The organism is Nereida ignava, assembly GCF_047114695.1.
Taxonomy (GTDB): domain Bacteria; phylum Pseudomonadota; class Alphaproteobacteria; order Rhodobacterales; family Rhodobacteraceae; genus Nereida; species Nereida ignava.
The window spans coordinates 743,628-758,873 of record NZ_CP112885.1; the positions used below are offsets into that span (position 1 = coordinate 743,628).

14 protein-coding genes and 2 tRNA genes are annotated in these 15,246 nt (G+C 54.5%); 11 read left to right on the forward strand and 5 right to left on the reverse strand.

The window, feature by feature from the left end:
* Positions 1-12: 12 nt before the first annotated feature.
* The gene (locus tag OLX08_RS03590) at positions 13-2,373 is read right to left on the reverse strand and encodes an ATP-dependent helicase (RefSeq protein WP_391482562.1); all 2,361 of its coding nucleotides are present in this window, start codon (positions 2,371-2,373) and stop codon (positions 13-15) included.
* 173 nt (positions 2,374-2,546) lie between these two features.
* Between OLX08_RS03590 and OLX08_RS03595 the strand changes: the two genes are divergently transcribed.
* The 4 genes from OLX08_RS03595 (at position 2,547) to hisH (ending at position 7,683) form a co-directional block, all read left to right on the forward strand.
* Complete coding sequence (locus OLX08_RS03595) at positions 2,547-5,990, forward strand: pyruvate carboxylase (RefSeq protein ID WP_391482564.1); 3,444 nt, start codon at positions 2,547-2,549, stop codon at positions 5,988-5,990.
* 184 nt (positions 5,991-6,174) lie between these two features.
* Positions 6,175-6,249: transfer RNA gene (locus OLX08_RS03600), tRNA-Gly, on the forward strand.
* Between the two features lie 207 nt (positions 6,250-6,456).
* The gene (gene hisB, locus OLX08_RS03605) at positions 6,457-7,044 is read left to right on the forward strand and encodes an imidazoleglycerol-phosphate dehydratase HisB (RefSeq protein WP_391483166.1); all 588 of its coding nucleotides are present in this window, start codon (positions 6,457-6,459) and stop codon (positions 7,042-7,044) included.
* On the forward strand, positions 7,045-7,683 hold the full coding sequence (gene hisH / locus OLX08_RS03610; protein WP_391482565.1) for an imidazole glycerol phosphate synthase subunit HisH: 639 nt from the start codon (positions 7,045-7,047) through the stop codon (positions 7,681-7,683). It begins immediately after the preceding gene.
* A gap of 106 nt (positions 7,684-7,789) precedes the next feature.
* Here the strand turns inward: hisH and OLX08_RS03615 are convergent, their stop codons facing one another.
* Entirely contained in the window at positions 7,790-8,173 is a 384-nt protein-coding gene (locus OLX08_RS03615) for a DUF2147 domain-containing protein (RefSeq protein WP_391482567.1), read from the reverse strand.
* A gap of 123 nt (positions 8,174-8,296) precedes the next feature.
* Here OLX08_RS03615 and hisA point away from each other — a divergent pair, with 123 nt between their 5' ends.
* From hisA to OLX08_RS03635, 4 genes are read left to right on the forward strand one after another with little or no spacing between them, the layout of a single operon-like run.
* A complete protein-coding gene (hisA, locus tag OLX08_RS03620) occupies positions 8,297-9,016 on the forward strand; it encodes a 1-(5-phosphoribosyl)-5-[(5-phosphoribosylamino)methylideneamino]imidazole-4-carboxamide isomerase (protein ID WP_391482569.1) in 720 nt (239 codons plus the stop codon).
* Positions 9,017-9,052: 36 nt separating this feature from the next.
* Entirely contained in the window at positions 9,053-9,814 is a 762-nt protein-coding gene (gene hisF / locus OLX08_RS03625; RefSeq protein ID WP_341245884.1) for an imidazole glycerol phosphate synthase subunit HisF, read from the forward strand.
* Positions 9,811-10,128, forward strand: coding sequence for a phosphoribosyl-ATP diphosphatase (locus OLX08_RS03630; RefSeq protein ID WP_391482570.1), 318 nt, complete (start codon positions 9,811-9,813; stop codon positions 10,126-10,128). Before hisF ends, OLX08_RS03630 begins: the two co-directional genes overlap by 4 nt.
* 14 nt (positions 10,129-10,142) lie before the next feature.
* Positions 10,143-10,355, forward strand: a complete 213-nt coding sequence (locus tag OLX08_RS03635) for a hypothetical protein (protein ID WP_391482572.1) — start codon at positions 10,143-10,145, stop codon at positions 10,353-10,355.
* A gap of 141 nt (positions 10,356-10,496) precedes the next feature.
* Here OLX08_RS03635 and OLX08_RS03640 read toward each other — a convergent pair whose 3' ends face one another.
* From OLX08_RS03640 to rlmB, 3 genes are all read right to left on the reverse strand, one after another.
* Positions 10,497-10,964, reverse strand: coding sequence for a YHS domain-containing (seleno)protein (locus OLX08_RS03640; protein ID WP_391482574.1), 468 nt, complete (start codon positions 10,962-10,964; stop codon positions 10,497-10,499).
* A gap of 97 nt (positions 10,965-11,061) precedes the next feature.
* Entirely contained in the window at positions 11,062-11,454 is a 393-nt protein-coding gene (locus tag OLX08_RS03645; protein ID WP_048597839.1) for a hypothetical protein, read from the reverse strand.
* Entirely contained in the window at positions 11,417-12,199 is a 783-nt protein-coding gene (gene rlmB, locus OLX08_RS03650; RefSeq protein WP_048597838.1) for a 23S rRNA (guanosine(2251)-2'-O)-methyltransferase RlmB, read from the reverse strand. The genes OLX08_RS03645 and rlmB overlap by 38 nt, the downstream gene beginning before the upstream one ends.
* A gap of 164 nt (positions 12,200-12,363) precedes the next feature.
* On the opposite strand from rlmB, the gene OLX08_RS03655 reads away from it, so the two are divergent.
* The 3 genes from OLX08_RS03655 to OLX08_RS03665 all read left to right on the forward strand — a co-directional run bounded on the left by OLX08_RS03655 (position 12,364) and on the right by OLX08_RS03665 (position 15,245).
* Positions 12,364-12,447: transfer RNA gene (locus tag OLX08_RS03655), tRNA-Tyr, on the forward strand.
* Positions 12,448-12,624: 177 nt separating this feature from the next.
* Positions 12,625-13,638 carry a hypothetical protein gene (locus tag OLX08_RS03660; protein WP_391482576.1) on the forward strand — a complete coding sequence of 338 codons (1,014 nt, stop codon included), beginning with the start codon at positions 12,625-12,627 and terminating at the stop codon, positions 13,636-13,638.
* Positions 13,635-15,245: a hypothetical protein gene (locus tag OLX08_RS03665; RefSeq protein WP_391482577.1), complete on the forward strand. Its 1,611-nt coding sequence runs from the start codon at positions 13,635-13,637 to the stop codon at positions 15,243-15,245. Before OLX08_RS03660 ends, OLX08_RS03665 begins: the two co-directional genes overlap by 4 nt.
* Position 15,246: the final 1 nt, after the last annotated feature.

Genomic DNA, 15,246 nt, shown 5'->3' on the forward strand with positions numbered 1-15,246 from the left:
CACAATACCCACTCAAAAAGGCACGTCGCCCGCTTGGTCAGCCGCCACAATAAAGCGCGCAACGACTTTCTTAGCACCCGCCTTATCAAACTCGATATCCAGCTTGTCGCCTTCAATGCCCATCACTGTGCCGTACCCAAACTTGGTGTGGAATACACGGTCACCGGCAGTATGCGCGCTGACCGCTGTTGCATCGATTGTGATGTTTTTCGCCTCTGCAGGTTGGGTCATGCCGCGCTGCACTGCACGTGATTGAAGCCGCCGCCACCCCGGTGAGTTGTAGACATTGGCCGAGGCCGCTTCTTCGTGCAGTGTTGATTGTGGTGCAGCTGCGGCACCAAAACCACCACCATAAAGACCCGGCGGTGTCAGCACATCAACGTGTTCTTCAGGTAGCTCGTCAATGAAGCGCGAGGGCATCGCCGATTGCCATTGACCATAAAGCCTGCGGTTAGCAGCAAATGAGATCGTACAAATCGCCTCTGCTCGCGTGATGCCTACATAGGCCAAGCGCCGCTCTTCCTCGAGTCCCTTCACACCGCTTTCATCCATGGACCGCTGTGATGGAAACAGGCCGTCTTCCCAACCAGGCAAGAACACCGCTGGGAACTCCAAACCCTTGGCGCCGTGCAAAGTCATGATGCTGACTTTTTCGCCGTCTTGTTCGCTTTCGTTGTCCATGATCAGGCTGACGTGCTCAAGAAATCCTTGCAGGTTCTCAAAGCCTTCCAGCGCCTTCACAAGTTCCTTAAGGTTTTCAAGCCGCCCCGGCCCCTCGGGTGTTTTGTCGTTTTGCCACATCTCGATGTAGCCAGACTCTTCTAAGATGAGCTCTGCCACTTCGATGTGGCTGCGGCGTGCCTCGGATATCCAACTGTGCCAGCGGTCAAATCCCGCTACGAACTTTTCAAGTTCCTTGAACCCTTTGCCCGTGATCCCTTTGGCCGCGACCAGTAAACGAGCGCCTTCAATAAGCGACACGCCATTACTACGCGCCGCCACTTGGATTTTCTGTTGGGCTTTGTCGCCAAGGCCGCGCTTGGGCGTATTGATAATCCGCTCAAATGCCAGATCGTCCGTGGGGCTAATCGCAAGGCGGAAGTACGCCATCGCATCGCGGATCTCCATCCGCTCGTAGAAACGAGGCCCCCCGATCACGCGGTACGGCAGCCCGATGGTCAAAAAGCGGTCTTCAAAGCCCCGCATTTGATGCGACGCGCGTACAAGGATCGCCATATCATCAAGGCTGATCGGGGCTTGCCCGCGCGTGCCGCGTTGCATGGCCTCAACTTCTTCACCAATCCAACGGGCCTCTTCATCACCGTCCCAATGACCAATAAGGCGTACTTTGTCGCCCTCGTCGCGTTCGGTCCAAAGGGTCTTTCCAAGACGCCCTTTGTTGCCCGCGATGACACCAGATGCTGCCCCTAAAATATGATGGGTCGAGCGATAGTTTTGCTCAAGCTTGACCACATGCGCGTTCTCAAAGTCTTTTTCGAAGCGCAAAATATTGCCAACTTCTGCGCCCCGCCAGCCATAGATCGATTGATCATCGTCGCCCACACAGCAGATGTTTTTGTGCCCTGCCGCCAACAATCGCAGCCACATATATTGCGCCACGTTCGTATCTTGGTATTCGTCCACAAGGATGTATTTGAACCATCTTTGATACTGCGCCAGCACATCTGAGTGGTTTTGGAAGATGCTTACGACGTGCAACAAAAGATCGCCAAAATCGCAGGCATTAAGCGTTTTTAGACGCGCTTGGTATTGCGCGTAAATCTCAACGCCCCGCCCATCAAAGGCACTGCTATCGGCAACAGGGACGTTCTCAGGCGTTAGCGCACGGTTTTTCCAACCGTCAATCACCGTCCCAAGCGCCCGCGCAGGCCAGCGTTTTTCATCCAAGCCATCCGCCACAATCAGTTGCTTTAACAGACGGTTCTGATCGTCGCGATCCAGAATGGTGAAGTTGGACTTTAGTCCTGCAAGCTCGGCATGTCTGCGCAACAATTTCACACAAATCGCGTGGAACGTGCCAAGCCACGGCATCCCCTCGACCGTTGCGCCCATCAACGCGCCAACACGATCCTTCATCTCGCGCGCGGCTTTATTGGTGAACGTCACCGCCAAGACCTCGTTCGGGCGGGCACGGCCAGTCGTCAAAAGATGGGCGATCCGACAGGTCAGCGCCTTGGTTTTACCGGTACCGGCACCCGCCAGCATCAACACGGGCCCATCAAGGGTCTCTACGGCCTGACGTTGCGCGGGGTTCAAGCTGTCCAAATAGGGCGCAGGGCGCGCCTGCATGGCACGTTGACTTAGCGGGATGCTTGCCGCCTCGAAGGCGTCATCTTCGGAAAAATCGCTCATGTGTAATTATGTAGCGCGGTTGCCCTGCGGTGAAAACCCATGTTCGCTCATTGTTCGCCGTGCAGGCGCTGCGCAGACACATACCCAATTCTACGATGTTTACGGATTTACAAAAACGTCATAGAAGATACTCAAATTGCTGCACTGCAACATGACTACACAAGGACGATCCCATGGCTGATTTCAACAAAATTCTTATTGCCAACCGTGGGGAGATCGCGATCCGAATTATGCGCGCAGCAAACGAGCTTGGCAAAAAGACGGTCGCGGTATTTGCTGAAGAAGACAAGCTGGGCCTGCACCGTTTCAAGGCGGATGAAGCATACCGTATCGGCGAAGGCCTGGGCCCCGTTGCAGCCTATCTGAGCATTGACGAAATGATCCGCGTGGCTCTTGAGGCGGGCGCAGATGCGATCCACCCGGGCTATGGGTTGTTGTCTGAAAACCCCGAGTTCGTGGATGCATGCGCTGCAAACGGCATTACATTCATCGGTCCCAAGGCTGACACGATGCGCGCTTTGGGGGACAAAGCAAGCGCCCGCCGCGTCGCCATTGACGCCAACGTTCCTGTGATCCCCGCCACCGAGGTGCTTGGCGATGATATGGCAGAGATCAAAAAACAAGCGGCTGAGGTCGGCTATCCACTGATGCTTAAGGCGTCATGGGGGGGCGGCGGCCGCGGGATGCGCCCGATCTTTAGCGAAGACGAGCTTGAGGAAAAAGTCCTCGAAGGCCGCCGTGAAGCTGAAGCGGCGTTTGGCAACGGAGAAGGTTATCTTGAAAAGATGATCACCCGCGCGCGCCACGTTGAAGTACAAGTGTTGGGCGACAGCCACGGTGAGATGTACCACCTTTACGAGCGCGACTGTTCTGTCCAACGCCGCAACCAGAAAGTCGTTGAGCGCGCCCCTGCCCCCTACCTAAGTGGCACCCAACGCGAGCAAATTTGCAACTTGGGCAAAAAGATCTGTCAGCACGTCAATTATGAATGTGCCGGCACTGTTGAGTTCTTGATGGATATGGACAGCGGCGAGTTCTATTTCATCGAGGTCAACCCACGCGTCCAAGTTGAGCATACTGTCACCGAAGAGGTCACAGGCATCGACATTGTGCGCGCGCAGATCCTGATCGCAGAGGGTAAGTCCCTTGTTGAGGCGACAGGCGTGTCGACCCAGTATGATGTCAAACTTGACGGTCACGCCATTCAATGCCGCGTTACCACCGAAGACCCGCAAAATAACTTTATTCCCGACTATGGCCGGATCACAGCGTACCGCGGTGCTACGGGCATGGGCATTCGGCTTGATGGCGGCACAGCTTATTCTGGCGCGGTCATCACACGGTATTACGACAGCCTGTTGGAAAAAGTCACCGCTTGGGCCCCGACGCCGGAAGCTGCCATTGCGCGGATGGACCGTGCCCTGCGGGAGTTCCGCATCCGCGGTGTTTCAACCAACATTGCCTTTGTCGAGAACCTGCTCAAGCACCCGACGTTCCTCAGCAATGAGTACACCACCAAGTTTATCGATGACACGCCTGCGCTGTTTGATTTCAAAAAGCGCCGCGACCGTGCGACGAAACTGCTTACATACATTGCGGACATCACCGTAAACGGACACCCCGAGACCGTTGACCGCCCCCTGCCCGCCGCAGAAGCGCGTGCGCCAAAGCCACCGGTGCGCATTGCGCAGAACACGCCGGATGGCACACGCACAATTCTGGATGCCCAAGGCCCACAAGCCGTGGCCGATTGGATGGCGGCACAAAAGCACTTGCTGATTACAGATACGACCATGCGCGATGGGCACCAATCTTTGCTGGCCACACGCATGCGCTCAATTGATATGATCAAAGCGGCACCAGCGTACGCGCAAAACCTGTCGGGGCTTTTCTCGGTTGAATGTTGGGGCGGCGCGACTTTTGACGTGGCCTATCGTTTCTTGCAGGAATGCCCATGGCAGCGTTTGCGCGACATCCGTGCACAGCTTCCAAATGTCATGACACAAATGTTGCTGCGCGCCTCAAACGGTGTCGGCTACACGAACTACCCCGACAACGTGGTTGAGTTCTTTGTCAAACGCGCCGCCGCTTCTGGCGTTGATGTATTCCGTGTCTTTGACAGCCTAAACTGGGTCGAGAACATGCGTGTTGCTATGGACGCGGTGATTGATGCGGGCAAAGTGTGCGAAGGCACTATTTGCTACACAGGTGATCTGCTGAACCCAGAGCGCAGCAAATACGATCTGAAATATTACGTTGATATGGGCCAAGAGCTGAAGGCCGCAGGTGCGCATGTGCTGGGTCTGAAAGATATGGCAGGGCTTATGAAGCCCGCATCAGCGCGCATCTTGATCAAAGCGCTCAAAGAAGAAGTCGGCCTTCCGATACACTTCCACACCCATGACACTGCAGGCATGGCAACTGCGACAATTCTTGCAGCCGCCGAAGCGGGTGTGGACGCCGTTGATTGTGCAATGGACAGCTTTTCAGGCAACACATCCCAAGCAACATTGGGATCAGTCGTTGAAGCGTTACGCAACACAGATCGCGACACAGGCCTCGATATCAAAGCGATCCGTCAGATCAGCGATTATTTTGAAACTGTGCGCGGACAATACGCAGCATTTGAAAGCGGCCTCCAAGCACCGGCATCAGAAGTATATCTGCACGAAATGCCCGGCGGTCAGTTCACGAACCTCAAAGCACAAGCCCGCAGCTTGGGCCTTGAAGAACGCTGGCACGAAGTGGCGCAAATGTATGCAGACGTGAACCAGATGTTCGGCGATATCGTCAAAGTCACACCGTCCTCTAAGGTGGTCGGCGACATGGCTCTGATGATGGTCTCCCAAGGGCTTAGCCGGGCGGATGTGGAAAACCCCAAAAAGGATGTCTCATTCCCCGACAGTGTGATCGACATGATGAAGGGCAACTTGGGGCAACCCAAAGGCGGCTTCCCCGATCTGATCGTTTCCAAAGCGCTCAAAGGCGACAGCCCGAACCTTGAACGCCCCGGCAAACACCTCGCACCTGCCGATCTTGAAGCAGAACGTGCGGCAGCAAGCACTGCCTGTGGTGGCAGCAGCATCGATGACGAAGACCTTGCAGGCTATCTGATGTATCCAAAAGTCTACACAGATTACGCGACACGCCACGATATTTACGGTCCCGTTCGCGCCCTACCGACGCCAGTATTTTTCTACGGCATGGACGTAGGCGATGAAATCGCAGCCGAGATTGACCCAGGCAAAACGCTGGAGATCCGCCTGCAGGCAATCGGCGACACTAATGAAGACGGTGAGGTGAAAGTATTCTTTGAGCTAAACGGCCAGCCGCGCAACATTCGCGTGCCAAACCGCGCCATCAAAGCAACCACCGCCGCCCGCCCCAAAGCAGAGTTGGGCAACGCGGACCACATCGGCGCCCCCATGCCCGGAGTTGTCGCAAGCGTCGGCGTCACTGTTGGTCAAAAAGTCAGTGAGGGCGATTTGCTTCTGACAATCGAAGCAATGAAGATGGAAACAGGCATCCACACCGAGCGCGACGCGGTCATCAAGGCCGTTCACGTCACGGCCGGGGGTCAAATTGACGCCAAAGACCTTTTGGTTGAGTTCGAATAACCAGCCAACCCGACTTACCGACCCAAAGCCAAAGCCCCACAAACCTTTGTTTTGCGGGGCTTTTTGCTGTGTGATGACTGCACACAACACCCTTCGCAAAAGCATTTACAAAAAAATGTCATATTTCGTAATTTTCGCCTTGCAGCCACCCCGTGAAAATCCTAAATCAGGCGCACTAACGGATGCGGGCGTAGCTCAGGGGTAGAGCATAACCTTGCCAAGGTTAGGGTCGGGCGTTCGAATCGCCTCGCCCGCTCCAGTTAGTCGGCCTTACCCAGTCCGGACACGAACAAAGGTCGCCCTAATCGGCGGCCTTTTGTGTTTCTACTGGGTAGTCTTTGGTCGATCGTAACTGGCATCCGCTGAAACCCCAAAGCCGCACCTCGGAAAAATCAGTAGCGCTGATCTTTCGCGCTGCGCCAAAACCGCCTAGAGCCTGTCACACCATCACAGCGGAGATGAAATGATGCGCACAAGTAAAGTTGCCCGTAAAACAGTAGAAACGGATATTTCTGTTGAACTGACCCTCGACGGCACTGGCACCTATGACAACCAAACTGGCGTTGGCTTTTTTGACCACATGCTGGATCAGCTTGCGCGTCACGCCTTGATGGACATGACTGTGCGCTGCTCTGGTGATTTGCATATTGATGACCACCACACAGTTGAAGACGTGGGGATCGCCATTGGACAAGCCTTGAATGAGGCGTTGGGCGACAAGCGTGGCATCAACCGGTACGGTGAATGCGCACTTGCCATGGATGATGCGCAAGTACGCTGCGCGCTTGATCTGTCTGGCCGCCCTTTCTTGATCTGTAATCTCGATATGCCCACGCAGAAAATTGGCACGTTTGACACCGAACTGGTGCGCGAGTTTTTCCAAGCGCTTTCGACCCATGGCGGCATCACGTTGCACATCGATCAAGTGCACGGTTTCAACAGCCACCACATTGCCGAGGCCGCGTTCAAAGCGGTGGCCCGCGCCCTGCGCAGCGCCATGGAACAAGACCCCCGCAAAGCGGATGCAATCCCTTCAACCAAGGGTATTCTCTAAATGCGCACTGTCCTGATCGACTACGACAGCGGCAATCTTCATTCAGCAGAAAAAGCGTTTCAGCGCATGGCGCTGGAACGTGATGCGGGCGAGGTAATCGTCAGTGACCGCGCGGAAGATGTGGCCAGCGCAGACCGCATTGTCCTTCCTGGTGACGGCGCTTTTCCCGCTTGTCGCAGCCAGCTTTTTGAACGCTCTGATTTATTTGAGGCGCTCAACGAGGCTGTCACACAAAAAGGTCGCCCGTTTATGGGCATTTGCGTCGGCATGCAACTGATGGCGAACCGCGGCTTTGAATACGAAGAAGTTGACGGCTTTGGTTGGATCAATGGCGATGTGAAACGCATCGCTCCAACAGATCCTAACCTTAAGATCCCGCACATGGGGTGGAACGAGTTAATCATCGATGCCCCCCACCCCGTTTTGGATGGTGTCACAAACGGCGACCATGCCTATTTTGTGCACAGCTACCAAATGGAAATGCACACCATGGGCGAACGGCTGGCCCATGTGGAATATGGCGGCGATGTAACAGCCGTTGTGGGTACGCAAAACCGTATTGGCGTCCAATTTCATCCCGAGAAATCACAAAGCGCGGGTCTGCGCATGATCGGTAACTTTTTGACGTGGGCCCCTTAGCCTTGGCCCCGTAAGCCGCATCAAAAAACCCAGTTGCTGAAAGTAGCAAAGCCCAAAGGTTTGGATCAACCTTTGGGCTTTGGCGTTTCAGATCGGGTGACCAATTTTAGTTTACGCGTGTCCAGACCTGCTTTTTGCAAATAATCGCAACGCAGCCTGAGACGTTCAAAACATCGCCAGACAGTGACATTTTCGAGTTAAAGACCTTATCTGTGGATGGCTGCCAGATTTTGCCAGACTTGTAAGACCCGCCGCCGCGCGCAACCATGTCCCAGACAAGCTTTTTGCCTTGGTTATCGGATGCCCACGGACCCTGCGCGTTAAATGCCTGTGCGATCACACCACAAATCTTGTCGCCGCAGGTACTCATTTCAACGTGGGCGTAGTTGCCATCGTCCACTTCTGTTTTCCACGTCCCCAACACAGGGTCCGCCGCGGAAAAGCCTGCCCCCATCACCAACGCAACAGCGGCGCCAATCACCTTTTTCATACCAAGTTCCTCCCTAAGTTAAGATATCCTGCAACCGCGATGCGCGCGCGGACAAGGCTGACGTTGCGTTGCGGGGCCGAATGCCTATAACCGCGCCAACACCGTTTAACAAAGAGATGCCTCATGATCCTCTATCCTGCAATCGACCTTAAAGATGGCCAAGCCGTTCGCCTTGTGCGCGGCGACATGGAGCAAACGACGGTTTTTAATGACAATCCTGCTGCGCAAGCGCTTTCGTTTGTTGATGCGGGGTGCGAATGGCTGCACCTGGTTGATTTGAACGGCGCTTTCGAGGGGGAACCAGTAAACGCCGCCCCCGTTGAGGCAATCTTGAGCCAGACAAACGTGCCTGCCCAGTTGGGTGGCGGTATCCGCGACATGGCCACCATTGAACGCTGGCTCGACAAAGGGCTTGCGCGGGTAATTCTGGGCACAGTTGCCGTAGAAAACCCCGATCTTGTTCGGCAGGCTGCACGTGCATTTCCTGGCAAAGTGGCCGTGGGACTTGATGCGCGCAACGGCTTTGTGGCCACGCGCGGATGGGCTGAGGAAACAGATATCCAAGTGGTTGATCTGGCCAAAAAGTTCGAAGACGCAGGTATCGCCGCGATCATCTACACAGACATCATGCGCGACGGTGCCATGAAAGGTCCCAACATCGACGCAACCGCCGCATTGGCCCGCGCCGTAGACATTCCAGTCATCGCATCTGGTGGTGTATCATCCATGGCAGATCTGACCGCATTGAAGGACACTGGTGTCATCTCGGGCGCTATTTCAGGCCGTGCGCTTTATGATGGCGCGATTGATCTTTCTGCGGCCCTTGCAGCGCTCAAATCATAACTTCTGTTTCACGCCCCAACCCAGTAGACACATCATATGTTAAAAACCCGCATCATCCCCTGCCTTGACGTTGCCGAGGGCCGCACGGTCAAAGGTGTCAACTTCGTCGATCTGATTGATGCAGGCGATCCTGTGGAACAAGCCAAAGCCTATGATGCTGCTGGCGCAGATGAGTTGTGTTTTCTTGACATCAAAGCCACCCATGAAAACCGCGGCACGCTTTATGATTTGGCCCGCCGCACCGCTGAACATTGCTTTATGCCGCTGACCGTTGGTGGCGGTGTGCGCACCCATCATGACGTGCGTAAACTGCTGCTTGCAGGTGCTGATAAAGTCAGCTTCAACTCAGCGGCCGTTGCAGACCCCGATGTGGTGTCCGAAGCCGCCAACCGTTTCGGGAGCCAGTGCATCGTCGTGGCGATTGATGCAAAAACCGTCAGCCCCGGAAAGTGGGAAATATTCACTCACGGCGGGCGCAAAGGAACGGGCATTGATGCGGTGGAATTTGCAAAAACGGTTGTTGCAAAAGGTGCAGGGGAAATCCTGCTGACCTCAATGGACCGCGATGGCACAAAACAAGGCTTTAACCTGCCCCTGACCCGCGCAATTTCTGACGCGGTGAACGTACCTGTAATTGCATCAGGTGGTGTGGGCACCTTGGATCACTTGGTAGAGGGCGTCACGGAAGGCGGGGCTTCCGCCGTTCTGGCAGCCTCAATTTTCCACTTTGGCACATACACAATCGCCGAAGCAAAAGCCCACATGTCCGCCGCTGGCATCCCGATGAGGCTCTCATGACTTTAGAAGATCTTTACGACATCATCGAAGCCCGCAAGACGGCAGATCCTGATAGCTCATGGACCGCAAAACTGCTTTCAAAAGGTCCCGAAAAATGCGCTGAAAAGTTTGGCGAAGAGGCCGTTGAGGCGATCATCGAGGCCGTGAAGAATGACAAGCAGGGCCTTACTGGTGAAGCTGCCGATGTCCTATACCATTTGCTTGTGATGTTGGCGTCGCGCGATGTGCCGCTTGGCGACGTTTTGGGTGAGTTAGCACGCCGGCAAGGACAATCAGGCCTGACCGAAAAAGCAAACCGCCCCTCAAATACGTGAACGGCTTTCGCAAAATGACCGCCTTCCTTGGCGCCGCTTTTGCGTTTACCGCGTTTGTTTTGGCGATCATCGCGTTTCTAGATGCGATAAACCGTTGCCCCGGATCACAGTGTAGAGACGCGGCACTAAGCGTGGCGCTTTACATCACGGCGGGCATATTTTGTATTCTCATCACAAGATATATCTGGCCACACCGCGCAAAAGAAAATGCGCCCAAGGTCAAATAATCAAGGGCGCAAGGTGCGGAACGAGGGACAGTAAACATGGGCAGGGTGTGTTCCATCCCCTGCCCACTACAGCACATAAGCGCTGCGCTCTAGAAAATCAGAGCCTGTCGCAAAAACGTGAACAGAGGATTAAGCCCTCTGTCACGCCAAAACGCTTGGCCAGTTCGCATCGGCCTTGGCAATGTTACCAGGGATGTCGTTCGACCAAATGCCGCGCACAACTTTGTTGAAGTTCAGGTAAAGCTTATCCTCCACGATGGTCCACGCATCAGGTGATGTAGTCGCTGTCCCACCTTTGGAGACCGCATAAGCACAATAGCCGCCGTATTGGGGCGCAAAGGCTTCTGGTTGCGCCTCAAACATGGCTTGATTTTCTGCGCTCGCAAACAGCCAAGTAGCGCCGTTATACGCCGCGCTATAGGCAGCATCGCCCGCAACAGGAGCGCTTTGAGTGAAATATGCAACGGGATCGTAACCGCGAATGGCTACGCCTCCGTCTGTGAAAACAGCGGGCTTGGCTGCATGTGCAATTCCTGCAAGCAACGGCAAAACAGGGGCTGCAAAAGCTGCAGACAAAATCGCGCGACGGTTTAAAATATATGAGTTCATGGGGTTTCCTTTACCAACTACTATTTGGCCCAAGGATGCGCGCCGCCAGTCACTTACACCAGCCCCCACACGGTAATGTCAGACTGTGTTACAGCGCTCAGTCAAAGATGTCCTCAACGACATCTTCAATCTCGTCCCATACTTTTGAGACGAGTCGAGATACGCTGAGCTTGCGTCCAAGCTTCACGCCAAATTTACGCCGCTTGCCCTTTTTGGGTTTGAACACTTTCTGCTCTTTGCTCCGCTTTGCCTTTTGGGCAGGCCCCGCAGGTTTTTTAACGGTGGTCTCAACAGGACGGGCTGCAGGGGCGCTGACCGGCATCAATTTAAGGTCATGCAAAGGCGCGCCACAACTTACGCATGACAACTCGTGGCGCACATCACCGCGCAGCACCAGCGCCGCACGGGTGCCGCAATAACAACACGTAGCAAGTTTCTGCGCGGCCAATGCGCTACCCGCGTGCCGCGTAAAGCGCCACCGCAGCAGCATTTGACACGTTGAGCGAGCCAAACGCGCCCGCAAAATCAATTTTCACCAACTGATCCACCGTTTCTTTGGTCTTTTCGCGCAGACCAGGCCCCTCTGCGCCCATCACCAACGCAACGGGCTGCGTCCGCTTGCCTTCTAAAGCCTGCTCAATGCTCATCTCTGCTTCGCCATCAAGACCAAGCACAAGATAACCCATCGACTGCATCGCTTCGATTGTTTCGGCCAGATTGCGCACCCGCAGATAAGGCTGCCGTTCAAGCGCGCCACTTGCGGTTTTTGCCAACGCACCAGTTTCAGGCGCAGATCCACGGTGGGTTCCAATCACAGCACGTGCGCCAAAAACCTCGGCTGATCGCAAAATTGCACCAACGTTATGGGGGTCCGTTACGCGGTCCAAAAGAACCACACGCAGCGCACCTGCATCCGGATCACCGCCAATAACCACCTCATCCAGCTTTCCCCAGTTCAGCGGCTTCACTTCCAAAGCAGCACCTTGGTGGACGGATTGCGGATCAAGAGGCGCTGTGAATTTACGCGCATCGCACATCTCCGGCTCACCTTCAAAGTGGGCCATGGCCTCACCCAACCGATCCGCAGCATTACGCGTCACAATCAAACGCAGTTTCTGCCGCTCGGGGTTCATCAGCGCATCGCGCACAGCGTGCAGGCCAAAGAGCCACACAGTCTCATTCGCAGCGGCGCGTTTGTCTTGTTCTTTTTTGACGACCCACTTCGGCTTTTTCATCTCAATCCATCCAATCTTTGGTTACCAGCCACCTAATCCCTTGGCTCAGAAAAAACCAGTGAGCATCTTTTCTTCATAAAAACTGATAAAGTGAAATAAACCGCGGCAAACCCGAATTTTCATTATTGACGCCCCAGATGTGCCACGGTATCCGACCCACCAGTGGGCGACAGGCCGCAAGGTGTGGCAGGGGACTGTAACTCCCTCGCGGAGACGCACGCCTGGTTCGATTCCAGGGTCGCCCACCACTTAAATCCAGAAATTTACAGCTATTTAAGCCGCGATTGGATGTGCAGATTGCGGCACTCTTGGTGTGTCCCCTAGTCGTCTTAACCGGCCATTAATATCAATCGATATTTCTCAATGACATTTTGATAAAACCTCAATATCGTCCCGCCGAGCAAACCTGACAAAGATCAGCATACATGGCGCCACGTACACATCACCAACAGCCTCGCGCTGATTTCAACATTTTGATCGTCGGTCAAAATGGACGACTGATGTACGAAGCCATTGTTTTCGCGGCCTCATTGCGCGCAAAAAGCCCAAAGTTTTCCGGACGATTGATTGTGGCAGAACCCCAAGCAGGGGAATTGTGGCGCAAAGACCCCACCATCAACTCACCTGAGGTCAGGACCCTCCTGATGAGGCTCGGCGCAGAAATCATTCCATTTGAGAACAAGCATTTTGGACAGGCTTATCCCTACGGAAACAAAATTGAGGCACTTGGCATTTTGCCTGCTGGCGAGCCCTTTGTCTTTTTCGACACTGACACATTGATCACAGATGAGCTGACCGATGTGCCATTTGATTTCGACGTGCCGTCTGCATCAACCCGCGTCACAGGCACTTGGCCAAAAGAAGACCTGTACTGGCCAGGCTATGCGGCCACTTGGAAATCCCTGTATGACAAGTTCGGGCTTGATTACGAAAGCAGCCTTGATCTGAATGAGCCGGCAGAGTTCTGGCGGCGGCATCTTTATTTCAACGCGGGCTTTTTCTATTATAGCTGCCCTAAAATCTTCGGCGAACGGTTTTTAGAGTATGCCCTAGCCATCCGCGATGACCGTCCCGACGAGCTGGTTTTGCAAGAACTCGACCCATGGCTTGATCAGGTCGCCCTGCCCCTTGTGATCCACAGTCTTGGCGGCAAACGCGACGCATTGCCAACGGAGTTTCTCGACGGGAAGACAAGTTGTCATTACCGGCTGTTTCCGCTGCTCTATACACGTGAGAGCGACCATGTCGTTGAAACGCTTGAGACGGTCACAGCCCCCAACAAAATTAAAAAAGTCCTTAAAGAGTACGAGCCAATGTTGCGCATGATTTACCAAGGACGCGGCCCAAAAGCCCGCGCCTTATTTGACCAAAATGACCTGCCCCGCCGCGAGCAAGCCATCCGCAACACGCTCAAACGTGAAGGGTTCTGGATGCGATGAGCGCGTCTGAAACGCAACACCCAACCGCAGATCCCAGCGACACGGCAATCATAACGGTCCGTGGTTTCAGCATTACTTTTTCAACGACCGCAGTTATCGCCCTGCTCACCATCTTTGGGATTTTGCTTTGGAAAATACGTAGCTTTTTTCACGACGACGTGCTGATCTCACTAAGGTATGCACGCAACTTGGCAGAGCACGGCCAACTGGTCTGGAACTTGGGCGAATACGCCGAAGGATACACCAACCTGTTGCACATCTTGTTGGTGACGCCGCTCATCATGGCCGGTATCGGACCTATGTTGGCCGCACAACTTATTAACGCCACAACTTTTTTGGGCCTTGTTGTGATCGCTTGGCGATTGGCGCAAAGCTTTGCCATGCCAATGGGTTCAAAAGTAGCCGCGATGTGCGCCGTGATAAGCGCGCCAGTTATCACGTGGGTTTTTGGCGGATTAGAGCCGGTGCTTGTGGCGGCACTTGCCGCGGGCGCCTACGTTTTGGCGTTCCGAATATTGCAAGGCGATGACAGCCTGCCGCTATCACTGGCAGCCTCGGGGCTGTTTGCCGCCGCCTATCTCGCACGTCCGGATGCATTGATCGGCAATTTTGCGATGGGGTTGGCCTTGCTGGCATTTGCAAATTTGCCTGTTCGCAGACGGATTGTTCACTTTGTCGCAATCGGCAGCGTATCAGCGCTGATCCTATGCGGGCATATTGTTGTGCGGCACGCAATTTACGGCGAACTCCTCCCCCTAACGTTCTACGCCAAAGTCGGCGTTTCTACAGGCACGCGTTTGATGCTTGGGTTGGAATATTTGCGCGAAAGCCTGCCTCTGCTGCCCACGTTATTTTTGCTACCGGTCGGCGCAATTTTGCTGCGTTCAACTGACAACCTCAAAGCAAAGCGCGCTTTTTTGGCGGCATCTCTCGTGGCCCTAATTTCGCTTTGCTACATCACGTGGGCAGGTGGTGATCATATGCCAAACGCGCGGTTCTTCGTGCCCCTCACGCCGCTCTTGGTCATCATCGCCGTCTCGATCATGGCAATGATGACGCCAATGATGCGCACGGCTACGGCGGTGGCGTTGATTGCAGCAAGCGCCTTAACCGCGACTATGCTTGAGCGGCTTCACGCAGATAATGCCGCTGTTTTCGGCGCCATCATGGGAAAGCATTTAGTCGACACTTACCCCGAGCCACTTACAATTGCTGTGGCTACCGCTGGCGCCACACCGTTTGTCGCAGCACACCATACCTTTATCGATACACTTGGCCTAAATGACGCGCATATCGCCAAACATCCCGTTGGCCCGCCCCTTGGGTTTGCCCAAGAAATTCCAGGGCACGCAAAAGGCGATGCTCAATATGTTTTGCGCCGCGCGCCCGACATCATTGTTTTTGGCCCTGCAACTGGCTTCACCGCACAAACCCCCGTGTTCCGAATGGATTTTGAGCTTCTGGACGAACCTAAATTTTTTGAATGTTACCAATTGGTCACCCGTGAAATTGATACAACACCGGTCTTGGGTCTTTACAACACAACGTTGGAGACCGCGGGACCTTGGCTGCACTACTATACGCGGACCTGTCCGAAACCCTCGTAAG

What these genes read in the sequence shown, in the direction of transcription:
- OLX08_RS03590 (WP_391482562.1), bottom strand. Translation starts at nt 2,373, where the DNA reads ATGAGCGATTTTTCCGAAGATGACGCCTTCGAGGCGGCAAGCATCCCG.
- OLX08_RS03595 (WP_391482564.1), top strand. Translation starts at nt 2,547, where the DNA reads ATGGCTGATTTCAACAAAATTCTTATTGCCAACCGTGGGGAGATCGCG.
- hisB (WP_391483166.1), top strand. Translation starts at nt 6,457, where the DNA reads ATGCGCACAAGTAAAGTTGCCCGTAAAACAGTAGAAACGGATATTTCT.
- hisH (WP_391482565.1), top strand. Translation starts at nt 7,045, where the DNA reads ATGCGCACTGTCCTGATCGACTACGACAGCGGCAATCTTCATTCAGCA.
- OLX08_RS03615 (WP_391482567.1), bottom strand. Translation starts at nt 8,173, where the DNA reads ATGAAAAAGGTGATTGGCGCCGCTGTTGCGTTGGTGATGGGGGCAGGC.
- hisA (WP_391482569.1), top strand. Translation starts at nt 8,297, where the DNA reads ATGATCCTCTATCCTGCAATCGACCTTAAAGATGGCCAAGCCGTTCGC.
- hisF (WP_341245884.1), top strand. Translation starts at nt 9,053, where the DNA reads ATGTTAAAAACCCGCATCATCCCCTGCCTTGACGTTGCCGAGGGCCGC.
- OLX08_RS03630 (WP_391482570.1), top strand. Translation starts at nt 9,811, where the DNA reads ATGACTTTAGAAGATCTTTACGACATCATCGAAGCCCGCAAGACGGCA.
- OLX08_RS03635 (WP_391482572.1), top strand. Translation starts at nt 10,143, where the DNA reads ATGACCGCCTTCCTTGGCGCCGCTTTTGCGTTTACCGCGTTTGTTTTG.
- OLX08_RS03640 (WP_391482574.1), bottom strand. Translation starts at nt 10,964, where the DNA reads ATGAACTCATATATTTTAAACCGTCGCGCGATTTTGTCTGCAGCTTTT.
- OLX08_RS03645 (WP_048597839.1), bottom strand. Translation starts at nt 11,454, where the DNA reads ATGCTGCTGCGGTGGCGCTTTACGCGGCACGCGGGTAGCGCATTGGCC.
- rlmB (WP_048597838.1), bottom strand. Translation starts at nt 12,199, where the DNA reads ATGAAAAAGCCGAAGTGGGTCGTCAAAAAAGAACAAGACAAACGCGCC.
- OLX08_RS03660 (WP_391482576.1), top strand. Translation starts at nt 12,625, where the DNA reads ATGGCGCCACGTACACATCACCAACAGCCTCGCGCTGATTTCAACATT.
- OLX08_RS03665 (WP_391482577.1), top strand. Translation starts at nt 13,635, where the DNA reads ATGAGCGCGTCTGAAACGCAACACCCAACCGCAGATCCCAGCGACACG.